Source organism: Wansuia hejianensis (assembly GCF_014337215.1).
Taxonomy (GTDB): Bacteria; Bacillota; Clostridia; order Lachnospirales; family Lachnospiraceae; genus Scatomonas; species Scatomonas hejianensis.
In genome coordinates this window covers 2,108,803-2,128,535 of sequence record NZ_CP060635.1, presented here as the reverse complement: position 1 = coordinate 2,128,535, position 19,733 = coordinate 2,108,803, and the positions used below count along the sequence as shown (strand labels likewise).

Genomic DNA, 19,733 nt, shown 5'->3' with positions numbered 1-19,733 from the left:
GATGGAAACAAAGAAAAAACTGGATCTGGATATTTTAATGTGGTGCTGTGGAGCGGGTATTGCGGCAGGATTTCTGCTGAACCCTCTGCTGCTGGCGCTGGGGCGCCGTTTTCTGGTGATCTGGAACTGCTGTTTTGCGGCCGCCTTTGTCATCTGGCTATTATATTTTGGAAGACAGTATCGCCTGCACAAAAAGATCCTCTATGAACTGCTGGGAGAAATCACCCGGGAGGATTATCTGGACAGCATGGAGGAAAGCCGCTGTTCTGCCATTGTCAGTGAAGTGTCGGCCTCTCTGAAAGAGAAGATCCACAAGAAATACGGTGATCTGCTGGCGACAAAACAACTGGAATACAGCATCCTTCAGAGCCAGATCAATCCGCATTTTCTATACAATACGCTGGAAGCCATCAGAAGCCAGGCGATGATCGACAGGTATGACGAGCTGGCGGATATGGTGGAGACGCTGTCCCGCTATTACCGGTATTGTGTCAGCAACAAGAAGAACTTTGTTCTGCTGGAAGAAGAGCTGGAAAACATACAGAATTATTTTAAAATCCAGCAGTTCCGTTTTGATAACCGTTTTCTTTTGACTCTGTCCGTGATGGATGACTCGGTGTATAAGGCAGTGATCCCCAAGATGACGCTCCAGCCGTTAGTGGAGAATGCAGTATTCCATGGATTGGAGCAGAAGAAAGAGGGCGGCCTCGTAAATATTAAGATTTACAGGAGCGATATGGACATTCATATTTTTGTGTCGGACAACGGATGCGGAATGCCCTTTGAACGGGTGGTGGAAATTAACCACAGCATGATCCATAACCGGGACCTGAGCCAGAACAGCTCCAAAAGCACAGGCATTGCCATGGTAAATGTCAACAGCAGGATCAAGCTGCAGTATGGCGAGGAATACGGAGTAAGAATATACAGCACATTGGGTAAGGGTACCGATGTGGAGGTTTCTATGCCCTTTCACATTATAAGGGAGTCCAAGGAGCTGCTATGAGAGAAATATTAAAGCTTTCCCATATCTATACGGATGCCCCCAGCAATTTTAAACTGAGGGATTTCAATCTTACAGTCGGCAGCGGCGAAGTCATTTACCTGGTGGCAAATACAGATGTGGAGAAGTATCTGATTAAGGATATTATCACAGGCATGAATGCGGATTACAGGGGAGGGATCTACTACCGCAACAGGAAGCAGACCCGCTGGAACAGCCAGGAGGCTTATGTTAACGGAATTTTCTATGTGGATGAGCGTCATCAGCTGGTCCCCAAATTTACGATCATGGAAAATATCTGTGTCATGAAGAAGACGGCCCCTGCCGAAGTCATCATCCTCCTGGGCCAGGAGCTTCGCAGAACCAGAGAGATACTGGAGCTGATTGGGCTGCAGAGGAATCCGGAGGAGTGCATCGAGCATTTTTCACATTTTGAAAAACAGCTGGTCTGCATCGCTAAGATGATATACAAGGGTGCTCAGATATTGATGATAGACGGTCTGGAGAATAAATACAGCATGAGGGAAATCCTGCACATGAGGAGTTTGGTCAGCGTGCTCTCGGGTATGGATCTGGCGCTGATTTTCTTGCAGAGGCAGCCAGCAGAGATGTTGTCCATCTGTTCAAAATGTGTTCTGATGCGGAGGGGAAGTGATGTGAAGGTTTTGTTCCAGCCAGAAATTACCAGGGAACGCATTTCAGAATACCGTCTCTCCAATACTTCGTCTGAGGCAAAGCCAGAGAATCCCGTACAGGAAAAAGTCAGGCGCATCTCCCGGAAATTTTCTGTAAAAAACCAGCATGGTACGGAGAAACGGTACCGGATCATCGGTTATTACGACCTGGGCGTGGATTCAAAAGTACATTTCCGCGAATATCTGCAGCATCTCAATGAAAGCCAGGTACAGGTTTCCATTGACGGTGAGCTTTTGCGGGATATTGTGGACCGGGACGGAGAATCGCTGATTGTCGGAATCAACAGCGTGGAAGAGCTGATGTATAACCTGAACCTGGGTGAGAACCTGGCCTTCACCTTCCGCTACATGGAAAAGCGCCGCCGTTATCTGATGCGGCATAAGCTGTGTACCTATCTGAGAATGGAATTCCTGAAAAAATTCGATATAGATCCAAAGGTGAGAAAGCTGGAGGAGCTCAGTTATTTTGAACGGAAGCTGTTGTCCATCTACCGTTGGCTGCAGGTTGGTGACACCCGGAGTATCATCCTGGAAGAACCATATTTGAACCTCCAGGGTGATGAAATAGAGCAGATGCAGCAATATCTGACAACGATCTGTCAGGAACACGCACCGGTAGGGATCTTTTCCAAAAATGCGCTGGAACTGATGAAGACCTGCGATGTGATACTGTTGTCCTATAATCAGAGGTTTATCAAATACTACGAGAAGGAAGATTTCGATAAAATTATACCGGAGACGACGCGAATGATTGATGAGCTGGCGTAGGCGCGGCAGAGGCGAGGATGGATAACCGGACGAAAAACAGCGGGAGCCGGCCTGGAGGGAAGGCTCCCCGGCTCCTGCATATACTCTGTCAGCGGCTGTCCCCATAACTGAATATTATTAGCGACAAATCTTGAAAATTATGATATAATTCAAATGGAATATAATTTCTATCATTCTTTATGGCAATGCGCCATTCTGTATTTTCATTGCGTTCTGCAGATTTTAGGAATTTTCAATGCTGGTTATTACACTTTTGGCGGAGAGGATTCCGGTTTTGAAGCAGGTCCTCCCGTTATCAGACAAGACAGAGGAGGACAGGGAATGGAGGAAATGATCGTTACGACGTTGGAGAATGCGATTTATATGTCGTATAAGAATGATGTTTCTTTTTTGGTTTATGACCAGCTGGCTCTTTATGAGCATCAGTCCACGTGGAATCCAAATATGCCGCTTCGGAATCTCTTTTATGTATCCAATATCTATTCAAAGCTGACAAAGGATACAAATCTGTATGGTTCTCGTCTGATCTGCATACCGGCCCCCCAGTTTGTCATATTTTATAATGGTATAGAGCCTGTTCCTGAAAGGACGGAGCTGAAGCTCTCAGATGCGTACTGGAATACGGGAAAGGGGGAAAGGACGGATGCCGCGCTGGAACTTCGGGTTCAGGTGCTGAATATTAACCCGGGCTTTAATCAGAAGCTTTTGGAGAGATGCGGAATACTGCAGGATTATATGCAGTTTGTGTGTAAGGTGAGAACGTATGCCAGGGAACAGGTTCTGGCTGATGCGGTGGAACAGGCGGAAGCTGTCCTTGAGTTGCTGGAGGATCTAGAGCCTGTGCCGGGTAAGCTCCGCAGCAGGATTATGGCGGAAACGAATCTGGCTTTGCTGAGACGATGGCATAAGCTGTCGGCCCGCGCGTCCTCGCTGGATCAGTTCACCCGTGAAATGGATCAATAATTAGATAAGATTTTCTGAATACCCTGTAAATTTGAGACAGTTAACGTAACTGTGCCAGATTTGCAGGGTATTTTTACCATTTTGAACAGAATATTTACTTTTTCCACTTTATCGTGGGTTTGTCTCCTTTTTTAAGGGTGGATGCCTTTGTATAATTAAGATAATTCAAGCTTGAATAATAACGAATGCCAAGGAGGAAGGTATGAAGAAAAACATTTCAAAATGGGTAGCATTAACGTTAGCAGGCGCTATGGCCTGCGGCCTCATGGGATGCGGTTCGGGGGATAATGCCGCGTCAACGGCGAAATCAACATCAGAAAAATCAGCATCAGCGACCTCGACACCAGCAGCGGGTTCCAGTTCATCATCAGCAGCATCAGCATCCAGCGCTTCGGCGTCTTCCGGAACGTCCGGAGAACTGATCAAAGTGGGCGTTACATTTGGAGACCTGGCGAACCCGGTGTGGGCAGACTGTGCAAACCACATGATGGAAGTGGACGAGTCCTATGGATTTGATGTGACGGCAGTAGGCTGTGACAGCTCCGATGAGCAGATTGACCAGGTGGAAAACTTTATCACCTCTGGATGTAAAGCAATTGTTGTCGGTGCGAAGGATACAGATTCCATGGGCGATTACATGAAGCAGGTGATTGATGAAGGAATCGTCGTATTCGCGCTGGGCTATGAAATTTCCAACTATACGGCGGACATGATGGTCCGGAACTATGACGTAGGCTACAGCGTGGCGTCTATGGCTGCGGAGTGGATCAACGAGAAGTTCCCGGATGGCTGCGAAGTGCTGATTAACGATGCTCCGGAATATGATGTTCTGGTTGACCGTGTAAGCGGTATGGAAGCGGCCCTGAAGGATCTGGCACCGAAAGCAAAGATTGTCTCCTATATCTCTGGTACCACTACAGCAGAAATACTGCCCCAGGCTGAAAATGCCATGACAGCGAATCCGAACATCAAGGTCTGTGTCACCATCGGCGACGGCGGAGCGCTGGCATGTAAAGAAGCGGCAAACGGCATGGGCCTGAATACAGATGATTTTGCGATTTTCGGCGTTGACTGTACAGAGCAGGTAGCTAAGGCGATCTATCAGGGCGATGCGATCCGCGGAGCTATGAGCCTTGGAGGTGGAAAGCTTCATGGGGAGACCATCCTGGATGTGCTTCAGAAAATCTTCGCGGACGAAGATTATCCGAAGAATACCCCGTATCCGGAAACTCAGGTTACAAAGGAAAACGTGGCAGAAGTGGCTGAGCAAATGGGCTTTAGCATTGAGTAAGGCGGAATGAGACAGTAAAGCCAGACAACGCTTTCCGGAGAAGGGACAGAGCTGCGTTCTCCGGAAAGCAGATTTGAGAAAAGGAAGTTTGGGACTATGGATGCGAATAACGTATTGGAGCTGAAAGATATATCGAAGAAATATCCTGGTGTCCAGGCGCTGAACCATATCAACATAGAATTCCGGAAGGGTGAAGTCCATGCACTCGTTGGAGAGAACGGCGCGGGAAAATCTACGCTGATCAAGATCTGCACGGGAGCGATCACGCCGACGACAGGAACTATACATATAAACGGACAGACATTTACCAGCATGAATCCTGCTCTTTCCAAGGAAAATGGGATTGCGGCAGTTTATCAGGAATTTAACCTGGTGAAAGAGGTTTCCATAGCGGAAAATATTTTCATCGGGGAGAAGATGAAGGGGCGCAGGCTGTTTGATAAAAAGACAGTAGTTGCAGAGGCCGATAAGATTTTTAAACAGTTTGCCCCGGATATATCCACCAGCACGCTGGTGAAGGAACTGAGCGTGGGCTATCAGCAAATGGTGGAAATATCAAAGGCGCTTTCCAAGAATGTCCAGCTGCTGATCATGGATGAGCCTTCGGCGCCGCTGACAAATAACGAAGTAGACAGCATGTTCGAGGTGGTAGAACGCCTGAAAGCGCAGGGAGTGACCATTATCTATATTTCCCACCGGCTGGAAGAAATATTCCGTATCGCGGACCGGGTGACGGTGCTGCGGGACGGTGAATATATCACGACAAAGGATGTAAAAGAAACAGACAAGGATGAGCTGATCCGATACATGGTCGGACGGGAGCTGACAGAAGCTTTTCCGGTCTATGAGGGCAAGCCCTCGGACGAGGTGATTCTGGAGGTGGACCATTTAACCGGAAACGGGGTGAAAGACGTTTCCTTTCAGGTCAGACGGGGAGAAATCCTGGGACTCGGAGGGCTGATCGGCGCCGGGCGGACAGAGCTGGCGCAGATGATTTTCGGTATGGTAAGACCTCAGTCAGGAACCATAAAAGTGAAGGGCAAACAGGTGCATTTTCAGTCGCCTAAGGAAGCTATCCTCAGCAAGATAGCGATGGTTCCGGAAGATCGAAAAAAACAGGGGCTTGTCTTACCCATGAGCATCAAAGAAAATATATCGATGGCCTGTTATAAAAACCTGTCGAGATTTACGGTAATTAACCGCAGGAAACAGGCTGCAATCGTGAAGGAGTACCAGGACGCCATGAAAATCAAGATGGCGAATTCCGAAATGCAGGTGCAAAGCCTTTCCGGCGGTAACCAGCAGAAGGTGGTTCTGGCAAAATGGATGGCAACGCAGCCTGATATCATAATATTTGATGAACCGACGCGAGGGATCGATGTCGGGGCTAAGTATGAAATATACCTTTTGATGCATGAACTTCTCCGCCAGGGAAAGGCGCTGATCATGATCTCTTCAGAGATGGAGGAGCTGATCAGCATGTCCGACCGGATCGTGGTGCTCAGTGAGGGGCAGCAGACGGGCGAGCTTCAGCGGAGTGAATTCAGCCAGGAATTAATACTTCAGTATTCCTCAAAGGTAGTTGCGGACGGAGGAAAGGGCAAATGAAAACAAACGTAAAAAGTAAACTGGATCTAATCAGAAAGTATGGAATCATACTGGTCATGGTGGCGCTGATGGTGCTGTTCTCAGTGCTGAGCGACGTGTTCCTGACCTATAACAACCTGATCAACATCTGCCGGCAGGTTTCCATGATCGGCATCGCATCGGTGGGCGGCATGTTCGTCATGCTCCTGGGCGGCATCGACCTCTCCCAGGGCGCCCTGGTGTCCTTTGTGAACATTGTCTGCGCGTATCTGATGGCAAAGGCTGGAATGAACTTCGTCCTGGCCATCCTGATTAACGTGGCGGCCGGGGCGCTGGCCGGTTATATCAACGGTCTTCTGGTGACGCTGGCCAATATACCGGCGCTGATCGCCACGCTGGCGACTCAGAATATTCTGTTCGGCCTGGCCTACATCATCTGCGGCGGACAGTCAATCGCGGGATTTCCCGACGCATTCAGGGTTCTGGGACAGGGATATATCGGCCCGGTGCCGATTCCGGTCATCCTGATGGTGCTGTTCTTTGCCATCGGAGGTTTTATATTGAACCGGACCTATTTTGGAAGGTCTCTGTACGCCATCGGAGGAAACGAGGAAGCGGCCAAGCTGTCGGGCATCAACGTTAACCGGGTGAAGCGGCTGGTCTATATGATCTCAGGCCTGTTTGCGGGTATATCCGCCGTTGTGACCCTGTCCAGAGTAAATTCCGGGCAGGCCAATACGGGAGACGGTTTTGAGTTTGACGTGATCACGGCCATCGTGCTGGGCGGTGTCAGCGTGAACGGAGGCTCAGGCAGGCTGTACAATGCTGTAATCGGCGTGCTGATCATCGGCATCCTGAACAACGGGCTGGTGCTGATCAATATGAGCCAGTATGTCCAGATGATTGTAAAAGGCGTAATCCTCGCCATAGCGGTAGGGTTCGACTGTGTGCAGAAAAAGGAAAAGCACTGAATATACGGGGACAACAGATGGACGATATCAGGATTTTATGCTATGGGGATTCTAACACCTGGGGCGCTATGCCATATACACTCAGACGGTATCCCGGGAAAGTCCGGTGGACAGGTATTCTCCGGGAAGAGCTGGGAACGGGCTGGGAGGTCATCGAGGAAGGCTACAACAGCAGAACGACGGTTTTTGACGATCTGGCTGAAGGGCGGCTCAGCGGCCTCACATATTTCGGCCCCTGCTGTGTGTCCCAGTCGCCGCTGGACCTGCTGATCCTCATGCTGGGAACCAACGATCTGAAGGTGAGGTTCGGCATGGAGGCGATTACATCGGCTCAGGCGCTGCAGAGATATTTGGATCAGCTGCCGGTGCTGCCCATGGACGGAGGCAGGCCGGAAGTGCTTCTGATGGCTCCGCCCAGGATTTCACCGGCGTATAAACGGCTTCCTGAATATGTGGCGAATCTGGGAACGGATGCGGACAGGCGTTCAGAGGGGTTTGGAGAAGCGGTAAAGGCCCTGGCGGTAAAAAATGGGACGCATTTCCTGAACGCGGCCGATTATGCCTGGCCTTCAGATACAGACGGCGTGCATCTCACAGAAGAAGGCCACAGAAAACTGGGAATTGCGGTGGCAGATGCTGTAAGAAAAATTTTTAAACGGGAGAAGGATACAGGAGGAGAAGAATAAATGACATCACGAGAAAGAGTTAGAAAAGTATTAAATCATGAAGAAGCAGACAGAATGCCCATTGATTTCGGAGCCATGCGCTCCACTGGGATGACAGCGGTCGCTTACAACAACTTGAAAAAATATCTGGGCCTGAGCACAGAGACCACGAAGATCTATGATATCTGGCAGCAGCTGGCGGAGCCGGAGATGAATCTGATCGAACGTTTCCACGGGGATGTAGTGCAGCTTCACCGTCTGGCGCCTTCCTTCAATATTCCGATTGACGAATGGAAGATGGGAGCGGATGTGGAAGGGACGCCGTCGCTGGTAGCGAAGAATTTCAATCCTGTCACCAATGAAAGGGGCGATAAGCTTCTGCTGAATCCGGATGGGACGGTCATCGCGCACCTTCCGGCCGGAGGTTATTATTATGACCAGGTAAACCATCCGCTGAGTGACGCGGAAACCACAAAGGATATCGATGACAGAATAGATTTTTCTGTGATGACACAGGAAGAGGCGGAATGGCTTCACAAGGAAGCCAAAAGGCTCTATGAGACTACGGATAAGGCCATCCTTGCAGAGTTTGTCGGTTCTGCTTTTTATGAGTCAGGTCAGTATGATTTTGGATATGACGTCTATTATGAGAACCTGGTGATTGAAAAAGAGCTGGTTCATCACTACAATGCCAGAAGGCTGGAAATGCTGAAGGCCAGCGCCAGGACGTATCTGGATGCGGTGGGCGACTATATTGATGTATTCCACATGGGCGACGATCTGGGAACCCAGCAGGCGCCGCAGATCTCCATGGATATGTACCGTGAGATGATCAAACCGTATCACAAGGAGCTGTTCCAGTACATACATAAGCTGAGACCCAATGTGAAGATTTTCTATCATTGCTGCGGCTCCATCTATCCGTTCATTCCGGATCTGATTGACGCAGGAATCGACATTCTGAATCCTGTGCAGCTGACGGCCAAAAATATGGACGCCAGACAGCTGAAGGAGGAATTCGGAGACCAGCTGACCTTCTGGGGCGGCGGCTGCAACATGACTACCACAGGGACCAACGGAACTCTGGAAGAAATAGAGGCAGAAGTCAAAGAGCTGTCAGGCATCTTCAAAAAGGGCGGCGGCTATGTGTTTAACCAGGTTCACAACATCCAGAATGACGTAACTCCGGAGCGGGCGATCGCCATTTATGACGCGGCATATAAATATTCATCATACGACAAATAAACGGGCAGGGGAGGAGCTTTCAGATGAAACATGATTTCTTTAATTTGAAAAATAAAGTAGCAATAGTGACAGGAGGCAATCAGGGGATCGGCAAAGTGGTTGCGGGGTATCTGGCGGACGCAGGCGCAGATGTGGTGATATTTGACCTGAACGACGCGTCGGAGGTCGCTGAGAAGATCGCGGAAGAGTACGGCGTGAGAACGGCAGCCTTCGTCTGCAACGTGACCGACCCGGAAGATGTGGAGAAGAACATTCAGGCGGCGGCAGAGAAGATGGGCACCCTGGACCTGCTGTTCAATAACGCAGGAATCTGCCTTCATAAGGACGCCCTGGACTGCACGCCGGATGACTGGCTGAAGGTTGTCAATGTGAATCTGAACGGTATTTTCTTCGTGGCACAGGCTTTCGGAAGATATCTGGTCGCCCATAATAAGACAGGAAATATCGTGAATACGGCTTCCATGTCTGGAACGATCGTAAACATTCCCCAGGGACAGGCTTCCTATAACTCATCAAAGGCAGGAGTAGCCCATTTGACAAAATCCCTGGCAGTAGAGTGGGCGTCCAAGGGAATCCGTGTAAATTCCATCAGCCCCGGATACATTAAGACAGAGATGACCGGTACGGTCAGACAGGACTGGCAGGATTACTGGGTGAGCACGATACCTTTCCGAAGGATGGGAACTCCGGAGGAGCTGGCAGGAGCGGTGATTTATCTGCTGTCTGATGCGTCTACCTATACCTCAGGCCTTGATATGATTATTGATGGCTGCTTTACAGTCGTTTAAGTGTTGACGATTTAACATTTTTATGTAATGCTTAAAAGGAGATTGGGTTTGTTTTCCGGCCTGAATCTCCTTTTCATGTTAAAGACAGAGACAAATGACAGAAAGATGGAGGAAGCGTATGGAGGTAAAGGAACAGATTGTAAGAGGAAAGACAGCCCTGGGCATCGAACTGGGATCTACCAGAATAAAAGCCGTATTGGTGGACAACTGCGGCAAGGTTCTGGCAGCCGGGATTCATGACTGGGAGAATTCATTGATTAACAATATCTGGACGTATAGCCTGGACGAGATTCATCAGGGGATAAGAGCCTGCTACAGCAGCCTGCGCCGGGATGTGGAGGAAAAATACGGGGCAGCCCTGACGGACATTGGAGCTATCGGCATCAGCGCTATGATGCATGGCTATATGGCGCTGGATGACGGCGGCAATCAGCTGGCCCCGTTCCAGACCTGGCGGAACACGAATACCCAGCAGGCGGCGGATGAGCTGACGGAGCTGTTTCAGTTTAATATCCCCCTGCGATGGACGATTGCGCATCTGTATCAGAGAATCCTGGACGGTGAGCAGCATGTAGAGAAAGCAGCTTTTGTCACGACGCTGAGTTCGTACATCCATTGGAAGCTGACAGGGCAGAAGGTGATCGGCATCGGAGATGCGGCAGGGATATTTCCTATTGACTCGGAGCGGCTGGACTATGACGCGGGAATGCTGGAAAAGTTCAACCATCTGATTGAGAAGTACCATTATTCATGGAAAGCGCAGGATGTGCTCCCGAAGGTTCTGACTGCCGGAGAAGCGGCAGGCACCCTGACGGAAGAAGGGGCCGCGTTCCTGGATGAAAGCGGGCAGCTGAAGCCGGGCATCGCCCTGTGCCCGCCGGAAGGCGATGCCGGTACAGGCATGGTGGCCACGAATTCTGTTGCGCCGCGGACGGGGAATGTATCCGCCGGAACCAGTACCTTTGCGATGATTGTACTGGAGAAGCAGTTGTCCAGGGTGTACCGGGAAATCGACATGGTGACCACGCCTGCAGGTTATCCCTGTGCCATGTCCCATGCCAATAACGGAACCTCAGATCTGAATGCATGGGTGAGCCTGTTTGGAGAATTCGCGCAGCTGATGGGAATCCCGGCCGATCCGGGAAGCTTATTTGAGAAGCTGTATACAAACTCTCTGCAGGGAGATCCGGACTGCGGCGGCTTGTTGGCTTACGGATATTATTCGGGGGAAAATATCACCATGCTGAATGAGGGAAGGCCGGTTTTCCTCCGGACGCCGGAGAGCCGTTTTAACCTGGCCAACTTCATGAAGGCGCATCTCTACACATCGCTGGGAGCCGTGAAAATGGGACTGGATATCCTGATGAAGGAGGAGAAGGTGGAAGTGGAACGGATTACGGGCCACGGAGGCTTTTTCAAAACCAGGGGAGTGGGGCAGAGATATCTGGCCGCTGCCGTACATGCGCCGGTAACCGTGATGGACACGGCCAGCGAAGGGGGAGCCTGGGGAATCGCTCTTCTTGCGCTCTATCTGGTGGAACGCGCCCAGGGCGAGACGCTGGAAGCTTTCCTGGAGAAACGCATTTTCAGCGGAATGTCGGGCATGACCATCACTCCGGAAGCGGAAGAGATCGAAGGCTTTGAGAAATTTATGGAGCATTACCGGACCGGATTGGCAGTTGAGAAAGCCGCGATTGCGTCTATGAAATGGTAACACAGCGGAGGGGGCATCCGGCGCGGAGCACGGCCGGATGTCCTCTCCGCTTTTGGCTGTGGCGGCTGATGTGTACTTCGTTATGAGGTGAGTTCGGAATCACTTTACAACGGGAGAGCGGCGGATTATACTGTTAAAAGTATATTAGTATGGCGGCACGCCTGCATTCGGCTGTTTTACGGTGTGATCTGTGAGCAATGTGCCGCGGGAGGAAAGATGAAGCTGAGAAGACCGGTTTATTACAAAGATTTCCACTGCATCAGCTCTGAATGCAGGGATACCTGCTGTGCGGGCTGGGAGATCGAGGTGGATGAAGAAGCAGCGGAGCGTTATGAACGCGTGGAGGGAGCTTTCGGGGAACGCCTGCGTTCAATGATAGGGGAGGATGAGGAGGAAAAATATTTCATTCTGCAGCCGGGGAAGCGGTGCCCCCTTCTGAGGAAGGATAACCTGTGTGAGCTGATCTGCCGGCTGGGTGAGGAATCGCTCTGTGATATCTGCAGGGAACATCCCCGGTTTTATCAGTGGTTCGGAGATTATACGGAAGCGGGGCTGGGGCTGTGCTGTGAAGAGGCAGGCCGTCTGCTGTTCAGCCTCAGGGAGCCGCTTGCTTTTGAAGTGCTGGAGGATGGCGGGGAATCCCAGGAGGATGACCCGCTGTCCGCACCGCTTCTTGCAGCCAGGGAAAGAGCCTTTTGTCTGCTGCAAAACAGGACCGTTTCTCTGGATACGCGGATCTACCGGCTGCTTTTATTCGCGGAAGCGGTTCAGGGCTGTCTGGACCAGGAGGATGGGGCGGCAATTGAAAAGCTGGCAGAATGCTGGAAAGCGCCGGAAAAGATACGGGTACAGGAAACAGGAGAGAATAGGGAGGAAGGCCTTCAAGCTCTTCTGGAGGAATACCGGAAGCTGGAGTCCCTGGACGGAACCTGGCCGGAAATGATCGGAAAGCTCCAGAGCAGGCTGCCGGAGCTGCTGGCCAAGAGAAAGGAATTTTTACAGGAATACCGGGAAAGACTTTCGGAATATGAGCAGCTGATGGTCTATTTTATTTACCGGTATTTTATGGAAGCACTTTTTGACGGGAACCTGCTGTCGCCTGTGCGATTCAGTGTTTCCGGCCTGCTGGTAGTGCGGCTGCTGGATATAGAGCGGTGGATAGAGAAGGGAAGCTTCACGTTTGATGACAGGATACAGACGGCAAAGCTGTTTTCCAAGGAAATCGAATACTGTCCGGAGAATATGGCAGCCCTGTCGGAAATCTGTCTGGAAGAGCCGTGCTTTTTACAGCTCGAAAATTATTTGGATATTGGCTGACAGAGGAAAGGGAATCTGTTACAATCAGTATACCCACAGGGCATCCTGTAGCACATGTTCTGTGGGTATATCCTGTAGGTATGAAAAGGAGATCAGTACAGCATGACGGGAACAGTTGCCGGATGCCGGGAGAAGATGTACAGAGAACAGGCGCGGCTGGTCTGCACAAAACAGGCGGAATATTATTCAAAAATGATGGGAGTCACCTACGGGCGGATTGCTATTAAAAACACCAGGACGCGCTGGGGAAGCTGCAGCAGTTTGGGAAATCTGAATTTCCACTGGAAGCTCGTTCTGATGCCTCCGGCGATTTTAGATTATGTGGTTATTCATGAACTGGCGCACAGAAAGGAAATGAATCATTCTTCCAGGTTCTGGGCAGAGGTTGAGAAGATACTGCCCGATTACCGGGAGAGGCGGAAATGGTTGAAGGAGCATGGAAATGAGTATTGAAGTTAAGAAAAATATCCGGTGTATCGCGCTGGATCTGGATGGGACGACTCTGTCGGACGCCAAGTCGGTCAGTGAAGGGAACAGGAAGGCGCTTGAAGAGGCAGTGACCCGTGGAATTTGTGTCGTGGTGGCCAGCGGGCGGGCTTTGGAGACACTTCCGGCCGCTGTCACCGCCATACCTGGAATTGAATACGCGATCACCTCGAACGGTGCTGCGGTATACCGCTTAAAGGATAAACAGTGTATCCGTCGGGTGATGCTGCAGGGAGAGGATGTTGATCAGATACTGGAGGTCACGAAGGGGTATTTTTGCAGCTATGAAGCGTTTTTGCAGGGGGTGCCCTACGGACAGAAGGAATATGTGGAAGATCCGGCACGGTTCGGGGCGACGCCTTATGCGGTCCAGTATATTCAGTCCACCCGTCAGGGGGTAGAGGATATCCACGCCTTTATCCGGGAGCACCGGGAGGAGCTGGACGGCCTGGATCTGATTGTGCGGGACGAGCAGGACAGGCTGAGCCTGCGGGAAAAGCTGGCAGCCTGCGGCAGAAGTCTCTACATCACTTCATCGGTCCCGAACAGGATAGAGCTGACAAGCCCTGAGGCGGGGAAGGCTTCCGGCCTCTGTTTCCTTTTGGAACGGCTGGGCATCCGGCCGGAGGAGACGGCGGCTTTTGGGGATGCGGATAATGACATTGACATGCTGAAAGTATCTGGCTGCGGGATTGCGGTGGCAAATGCGACAGAAGGCTGTAAAGCGGCGGCTGACTGTCTGACCAAGTCTAACCAGGAGGACGGGGTGGCATACGGCATCCGGGAGATCCTGGGTATCAGGGCCGGCGGTTCTGATACAACGCGTGCCTAAGGGCTCAGGAAGGGGGAAAAGAAATGCGCATACATGGGTTTCAGACACTGACGCTGTTGGATTATCCGGGTCTTCTGGCTTGTACTATTTTTCTGGGACATTGCAACTTCCGGTGTCCTTTCTGTCAGAACGGCAACCTGGTACTTCACCCGGAGAGGGAGCCGGAGGTGCCGGAAGAAGAGGTGATGGCTCATCTGAAAAAACGCCGGGGGATCTTAGAAGGAGTCTGTGTGACAGGCGGGGAGCCGACACTGGATCCTGAACTGCCGGAATTTTTGCGGAAGATAAAAGCGCTGGGCTATCGGGTAAAGCTGGATACCAACGGCTACCGCCCGGAGATCCTGAAACGGCTGGCCTCGGAGGGCCTTCTGGATTATGTGGCGATGGACATTAAAAATGCGCCTGACCGCTATGGTGATACGGCTGGCGTCAAGGGACTGGATGTGCTGAGAATTCAGGATTCGGTTGAGTTTCTCATGGGCGGGACGATAGACTATGAGTTCCGGACGACGGTGATGCGTGAGTTACACGGCCGGGAAGAGTTTGAACGGATTGGGAAATGGCTGGCCGGATGCAGACGTTATTATCTCCAGAATTACCGGGAGTCTGAATCAGTGATAAATCCTGTCTTTACCGGATATTCCAGGGAACAGCTGGAAAGATTCCGGGAGCTCCTGATGCGGAGCATCCCGGAAGTAGGGGTCAGAGGTGTGGAATAAACGGAAGAAATCATTGCACGGGCCGGTACCAGTATCCGAATGGCGATACCCCGGCTGTCTCAGAGGAATTCCGGGCCGGTTTGAATGCTGAAAAGCCGAACATGCCAGCCATGAACTGTTCCTTCACATCAAAAATGCCTGGAACGCCGAATACGAATGTGTCCTCTTTTCCGGAGGAGAGCCGTCCCATCAGCAGATGATGGTAATTATAAAAGCCATGAAGCAGGAACTGATTGCTGCCCACCTGCCAGCCGTTTTTACGGAGAATCGGGAGATCCTTCAGGTCGATCTTAATGCACTCGCCGATTTCATCATCGTCAAAGGGATGGATATGGGGGCTTGAATCCAGCAGTGCCTGCCAGCGCTCAGCAGGTGAAGCGGACATGACAGGGGGGATGGCAGCCTCTACGGATGCGATATGCAATTCCTCTTCGGAGGTGCCTTCCGTCGGATTGTCTGTGGCTTCTTCGGAGGTGTCGGCCGCAGTCTGCGCGGCAGCTAAAACGATCCCGGAAGCGGCGTTGAGCTGAGCTGTGGAATGAGCGGTCCCGGAAGCGGCGTTGGGCTGAGCTGTGGAATGAACGGCCCCGGAAGCGGCGTTGGGCTGAGCTGTGGTTTGACTGGCGCTGGAAGCTGCCTCGGCCTGCGGGGCAGACGGGGAAGGCTCAGAAGAAGCGTTTACCGGCTGGCTGGAGGCCTGGGCGTTTCCTGGGGAACTGGAATGAATTGCTTCCGTCTTCTGTGGGACGGAGGCGGGGGCAGAGTGAGAAGGTTCCTGCAGGATAGCTGTATCTGTGGTGAAACGTTCAGGGTGGATAGGGATGTCGTCCCATTGGGTGGCATAAATACGGTCTTCCGGTCCGAAAATGATCAGTCCTCCCAGTTCATTCAGAGAAAAACTGGAATCGCCCATATGTACGGAGGGAGTCATCAATCTGCCTGCGATTCCGTTTCGTCCGGAGTGCAGGATTCCGATTGGGATTCCAAACAGAGATTCCTGAATGCGGACGAAGCCATAGACATTAAGCGCGGAACCTTCCGGGAGAGAAAAAACCTTTAACTGGAATCCCATCTGACAGGTGCCGTTCCGGGCTTCCACCCGGACAAATCCCCGGTTTTCGCCTTTCGCCTGATTTTGGTATTCATATAAATATGCTACAAAACGCTTATAATCGGACATATCCAAAAACTGCTCCTTTCCTTTTCTATAGAAAACATATGACAGAAGCGATGAAAATATGTTAACTTAATTCTGGAGGTAAAGCATGATTCAGGAAAAATTTATGAGAGAAGCCATACGCCAGGCTAAGAAGGCGGAGGCCCTGATGGAGGTACCTATCGGATGTGTGATTGTCTGTCAGGACAAAATCATTGCAAGAGGCTATAACCGGAGAAATACAGATAAGAATACACTGTCCCATGCTGAATTAAACGCGATCCGCAAAGCGAGCAAAAAGCTGGGAGATTGGCGCCTGGAGGGCTGTACCATGTATGTGACGCTGGAACCCTGCCAGATGTGTGCTGGAGCATTGGTCCAGTCAAGGATAGACGAAGTGGTGATTGGATGCAGGAACGCAAAGGCAGGCTGCGCGGGATCGGTGATCAATCTGTTGAACATGGAAGAGTTTAATCATCAGGTGAAAATAACTGAAGGAGTGTTGGAAGAAGAGTGTAGTACAATGCTCAGTGATTTTTTTAGGAGGTTGAGAGAAATAAAAAAGAACGAAAAAACAGTACTTTAAATTGAATGGTTATATTAATTTAGGGATAGAAAAAGGCTGTACTATTTCAGCACAACCTTTATATTATGTGTTATGGATTTTTAATTACTCGGAATTAAGAGAAATTATAAAACAAATAATTATATAAATACGACCAAATTACACAGATAGAAGAGCTATTCATTAAGCCTTTTCAGACCAAGTGTTTTATTAGGTTAGATTTCCGTCAATGTCGCATGTAAGAATAACACTCAAGGGAATCGTTTTTAAAGGGGTGCCGGCTCCATATAATCTTCCGATTGCTACTCCTGTTGCGGTATTTCTGCTATAACTGCTAGTTGTATCAATTATTTTCCAATCTGAGGAGTAGGAACCAGAACTTGCGGAAGCACCAGTGCAGAGGCTGGAATGTCCTGAATATGTAAATGAGCCAGTTACTGAGACATACCATAAAGGTGTAGACCCATTATAATAAGTAGCAGTTTTTGTACCGGTTTTTGAAGAGCTACCATATGTACTGATATTTGATTCATAAGTAATGGTTTCTAAGTAATATCCATCTGAATAGTATGTAATTTCCCTGTTAACAATATGTTGTTCATTGAGTGGGGAAGCATTTATAGGTGCAGTAAATAATCCTAAGGTGAAAATTAATGTTATCAATACAGTAAAAAGACGTTTTTTATTCATGTTAAATTTCCTCCTCGATAATAGAAATAATTACCTTATCTGGAATTTGGCTACTAAGCTTTTTAGCGGCATGGATTAGAAATATGCAATATGCTGTACAACATATTAGTACTCCCGCTAGAATAATTAATAGCACTAGCTTTTTATAGTTATGCTTTTTAATTGCATGTGTAAGCTTATTTGCATCATGCATATCCAGATATTCATGTAATGATGTCGTATAAATAAAGTTGGCACCTTATTCTCAAAGAATTCATGTATAATAAAGAGAATAAGGAGGAACTCTCAATGTCACGTACTCAACGTAAATACGACCACGAATATAAGATCCAGGCTGTCAAACTTGCCAGAGAAATCGGCGGTGCTAAGGCAGCCAAAGAATTAGGTATTCCAGAAGGAACCATCCATACATGGCTGAAAGCAGTTAGAGCCGGTACATTGGATATTGGCGACGGTGCACATACTCCAGAAAGTGCCATGAGTCTCGCTGAGGAACTTGCTATGCTCCGCAAACGTGTTAAGGATCAGGATAAAGAAATCCGGCGTCTAAAAGAGGAAAATGAATTTCTCGAGGAAGCAAGTGCTTTTTTCGCAGCCAGCCGTCGGAAGTCAGCAAGAACCAAAGAATGATGTTCATTGCCATAAAAACGGAAGACGGCGCGATTAAGGGAAAACTCTCATTCTATTGCCGGATGCTTGGTGTCAGCCGCCAGGGGTTCTACAAATATCTTGCTAATAAAGACCGGCCCTGGAAATATCAGGATCTCGCTGATGCTATGATAGCAATCCATACTGAAGATGAATACAATGATACATATGGGCGCATTCGCATGTATCAGGCACTTCTCCTTAAGAAACCGGAAGGACTCAAGATTCCCAGTGAGCGAACCGTCTACAGGGTCATGGATGAAATAGGCCTTAGTCATCAACCAAAGCGTAAGCCGAATGGTATTACCAAGGCTGATCGGGAAGCTCGTAAGTCAGATGATCTTCTGAAGCGAGATTTCAAATCCGACAAGCCACTTGAAAAATGTGTAACTGACATTACAGAAATCAAGGCTAAAGATGGGAAACTGTATGTTTCAGCTATCTTTGACTGCTTTGATTCCGGTGTCCTTGGTCTGGCAATGGAAACCAACATGAAAGCAACGTTGTGTGAGCATACCCTGGATAATGCCTATCTGGCATATCCTGATCTGCGAGGGGCTATTGTACACTCTGACAGAGGAACACAATATACCAGTGAAACTTATCGTAAGGCTCTTGCTAAATACGGTATTATTCAAAGCATGAACAGTGCTGGTGGCAGGTGCCACGATAATGCCCGATGCGAAAGCATGTGGGCCAGAATGAAAAGTGAGCTTCTCTATGACCGCTACAATACGGAGACTATGACCATAGAGGAACTGAAGGTTCTCATTTGGAGATACTTCATCAGTTACTGGAATAACAGGAGGATCTGCTCTGCCAACGGTGGGCTTCCTCCGATAATTAAGCGACAGAGATACTACCAATCTCTGGAACAGGCTGCATAGGCAGTGATATCTTTGAGATAAATGTGTCAACCAATATTGACAATATCATAATATATCTTGTGGTGTGCCAAATTCTTCAATCAGAGTATCATAAGTACATTGCGGATGTACGAGTGTGAATTCAATTAAACTTGTTTTAAATTCTTTCAGAAAGCGACCTTCCTCAACTGTTACTTTGGGAAAAATGGATTTCAGAATGAAATAGTATTCCTGTGCCGCTTTGCTTGAAATGCGCATAATTTCTATCTAGCTTCCCTTAAATCAGAGATTGCTTCTGTATAGTTCATAATTGATTCTACACCACGCTGGACTTCCTGATATGCATCCGACATCTTTTTTAGTTCCTCTCGTCCTGCGTCTTCAATGTGATAGTAAACCCGTTCCATGTGTCCGTTGCCTTTTTGGTTATAGGAGGTGATCAGTCCCCGATCTTGAAGGCGATATAGAATTGGATACATGGAAGGTTCTCGCACTACGATACTGCCGTCTGAAACCCGCTTAAATATCTGTGTAATTTGATATCCATAACAATCATGTTCTGATAAAACTTTTAATAAGAGCATATCTATCAGCCCTTTCTTAAAGCGGTCTTTTAAATCTATAATGAATTCCTCCTCGTATTATTATAGTAGTGTTTATAGACCCTCTCCAAGGTCTGTATGCTATACTGTTGGAGATACTGTGGATTGTTTCATTCCTTCTACTACTTAATGGTTTGAAAAAGGCTATAACCACGGTCTCTT

Annotated in this window: 19 protein-coding genes and 1 pseudogene; 17 read left to right on the top strand and 3 right to left on the bottom strand. The window is 49.2% G+C overall.

Features of this window, described 5'->3' with window-relative positions; all coding sequences use genetic code 11:
* Position 1: 1 nt before the first annotated feature.
* From H9Q79_RS09855 to H9Q79_RS09790, 14 genes and pseudogenes are all read left to right on the top strand, one after another.
* Complete coding sequence (locus tag H9Q79_RS09855) at positions 2-1,006, top strand: sensor histidine kinase (RefSeq protein WP_118647277.1); 1,005 nt, start codon at positions 2-4, stop codon at positions 1,004-1,006.
* The gene (locus H9Q79_RS09850; RefSeq protein WP_249328192.1) at positions 1,003-2,466 is read left to right on the top strand and encodes an ATP-binding cassette domain-containing protein; all 1,464 of its coding nucleotides are present in this window, start codon (positions 1,003-1,005) and stop codon (positions 2,464-2,466) included. The genes H9Q79_RS09855 and H9Q79_RS09850 overlap by 4 nt, the downstream gene beginning before the upstream one ends.
* 321 nt (positions 2,467-2,787) lie before the next feature.
* Positions 2,788-3,429, top strand: coding sequence for a hypothetical protein (locus tag H9Q79_RS09845; protein ID WP_249328191.1), 642 nt, complete (start codon positions 2,788-2,790; stop codon positions 3,427-3,429).
* Positions 3,430-3,631: 202 nt separating this feature from the next.
* Positions 3,632-4,720: a sugar ABC transporter substrate-binding protein gene (locus tag H9Q79_RS09840; RefSeq protein WP_249328190.1), complete on the top strand. Its 1,089-nt coding sequence runs from the start codon at positions 3,632-3,634 to the stop codon at positions 4,718-4,720.
* Positions 4,721-4,816: 96 nt separating this feature from the next.
* Positions 4,817-6,328: a sugar ABC transporter ATP-binding protein gene (locus tag H9Q79_RS09835; RefSeq protein WP_118647271.1), complete on the top strand. Its 1,512-nt coding sequence runs from the start codon at positions 4,817-4,819 to the stop codon at positions 6,326-6,328.
* The gene (locus H9Q79_RS09830; protein WP_249328189.1) at positions 6,325-7,278 is read left to right on the top strand and encodes an ABC transporter permease; all 954 of its coding nucleotides are present in this window, start codon (positions 6,325-6,327) and stop codon (positions 7,276-7,278) included. Before H9Q79_RS09835 ends, H9Q79_RS09830 begins: the two co-directional genes overlap by 4 nt.
* 17 nt (positions 7,279-7,295) lie before the next feature.
* A complete protein-coding gene (locus tag H9Q79_RS09825; RefSeq protein ID WP_249328188.1) occupies positions 7,296-7,964 on the top strand; it encodes an SGNH/GDSL hydrolase family protein in 669 nt (222 codons plus the stop codon).
* Complete coding sequence (locus tag H9Q79_RS09820; RefSeq protein ID WP_249328187.1) at positions 7,965-9,188, top strand: uroporphyrinogen decarboxylase family protein; 1,224 nt, start codon at positions 7,965-7,967, stop codon at positions 9,186-9,188.
* Positions 9,189-9,211: 23 nt separating this feature from the next.
* Complete coding sequence (locus tag H9Q79_RS09815) at positions 9,212-9,976, top strand: SDR family oxidoreductase (RefSeq protein ID WP_118647261.1); 765 nt, start codon at positions 9,212-9,214, stop codon at positions 9,974-9,976.
* Between the two features lie 118 nt (positions 9,977-10,094).
* Positions 10,095-11,690, top strand: coding sequence for a xylulokinase (locus H9Q79_RS09810; RefSeq protein WP_249328186.1), 1,596 nt, complete (start codon positions 10,095-10,097; stop codon positions 11,688-11,690).
* A 216-nt stretch (positions 11,691-11,906) separates the two neighbouring features.
* Positions 11,907-13,007 (top strand): flagellin lysine-N-methylase, encoded by a 1,101-nt coding sequence (fliB, locus tag H9Q79_RS09805; RefSeq protein WP_249328185.1) that lies wholly within the window; start codon positions 11,907-11,909, stop codon positions 13,005-13,007.
* A 129-nt stretch (positions 13,008-13,136) separates the two neighbouring features.
* Positions 13,137-13,460 (top strand): annotated as a pseudogene (locus H9Q79_RS09800) (M48 family metallopeptidase); the annotation flags it as partial.
* Positions 13,450-14,325: an HAD family hydrolase gene (locus H9Q79_RS09795; protein ID WP_249328184.1), complete on the top strand. Its 876-nt coding sequence runs from the start codon at positions 13,450-13,452 to the stop codon at positions 14,323-14,325. The pseudogene H9Q79_RS09800 and the gene H9Q79_RS09795, both read left to right, overlap by 11 nt.
* 23 nt (positions 14,326-14,348) lie before the next feature.
* On the top strand, positions 14,349-15,044 hold the full coding sequence (locus H9Q79_RS09790) for an anaerobic ribonucleoside-triphosphate reductase activating protein (RefSeq protein ID WP_249328183.1): 696 nt from the start codon (positions 14,349-14,351) through the stop codon (positions 15,042-15,044).
* Between the two features lie 10 nt (positions 15,045-15,054).
* Here H9Q79_RS09790 and H9Q79_RS09785 read toward each other — a convergent pair whose 3' ends face one another.
* Complete coding sequence (locus H9Q79_RS09785; protein WP_249328182.1) at positions 15,055-16,224, bottom strand: DUF6128 domain-containing protein; 1,170 nt, start codon at positions 16,222-16,224, stop codon at positions 15,055-15,057.
* Positions 16,225-16,309: 85 nt separating this feature from the next.
* Between H9Q79_RS09785 and tadA the strand changes: the two genes are divergently transcribed.
* Entirely contained in the window at positions 16,310-16,786 is a 477-nt protein-coding gene (tadA, locus tag H9Q79_RS09780; protein WP_118647255.1) for a tRNA adenosine(34) deaminase TadA, read from the top strand.
* A 189-nt stretch (positions 16,787-16,975) separates the two neighbouring features.
* On the opposite strand, the gene H9Q79_RS09775 is transcribed toward tadA, so the two are convergent.
* Positions 16,976-17,455 carry a hypothetical protein gene (locus H9Q79_RS09775; RefSeq protein WP_147371494.1) on the bottom strand — a complete coding sequence of 160 codons (480 nt, stop codon included), beginning with the start codon at positions 17,453-17,455 and terminating at the stop codon, positions 16,976-16,978.
* Positions 17,456-17,743: 288 nt separating this feature from the next.
* Between H9Q79_RS09775 and H9Q79_RS09770 the strand changes: the two genes are divergently transcribed.
* Positions 17,744-18,085, top strand: a complete 342-nt coding sequence (locus H9Q79_RS09770; RefSeq protein ID WP_118648886.1) for a transposase — start codon at positions 17,744-17,746, stop codon at positions 18,083-18,085.
* Positions 18,082-18,990 (top strand): IS3 family transposase, encoded by a 909-nt coding sequence (locus H9Q79_RS09765; RefSeq protein WP_118648884.1) that lies wholly within the window; start codon positions 18,082-18,084, stop codon positions 18,988-18,990. Before H9Q79_RS09770 ends, H9Q79_RS09765 begins: the two co-directional genes overlap by 4 nt.
* Before the next feature lie 242 nt (positions 18,991-19,232).
* Here H9Q79_RS09765 and H9Q79_RS18500 read toward each other — a convergent pair whose 3' ends face one another.
* Positions 19,233-19,553: a PadR family transcriptional regulator gene (locus H9Q79_RS18500; protein WP_118647252.1), complete on the bottom strand. Its 321-nt coding sequence runs from the start codon at positions 19,551-19,553 to the stop codon at positions 19,233-19,235.
* Between the last annotated feature and the right edge of the window lie 180 nt (positions 19,554-19,733).